Annotated in this window: 1 protein-coding gene; it reads right to left on the bottom strand. The window is 37.4% G+C overall.

Annotation, left to right across the window (positions count from 1 at the left end; all coding sequences use genetic code 11):
* Positions 1 to 243: hypothetical protein (locus R2R70_RS22600; RefSeq protein ID WP_410979287.1), on the bottom strand; the 243-nt coding region annotated here is incomplete at both ends.

Here is a 243-nt window from a genome sequence, read left to right as displayed (position 1 = left end):
ACCATAAGCTTAGCTTTTACACTTATAACCGCTTTATTCCCCTCTAAAAAATTGAGTTTTACATGTTCGTACTCAGAGTCGACTCTATCACCTACCCCACTAATGCCATCATAGTCACACGTTACAATCAAAGTAGGTACAATTCCGCTTTCATCTATGGCTTGTTTGTTTTTAAGTACATCGATAGGAAAGTCCATTTCGCAGACCTCGTCTTCTTCGCCACTTTCTATTTCTAAAAATAAT

It is taken from the genome of Cobetia sp. SIMBA_158 (assembly GCF_046566945.1).
GTDB classification, from domain to species: domain Bacteria; phylum Pseudomonadota; class Gammaproteobacteria; order Pseudomonadales; family Halomonadaceae; genus Cobetia; species Cobetia amphilecti.
The sequence above is the reverse complement of the archived record's forward strand: the minus strand, read 5'-3'. Positions and strand labels throughout refer to the sequence as shown.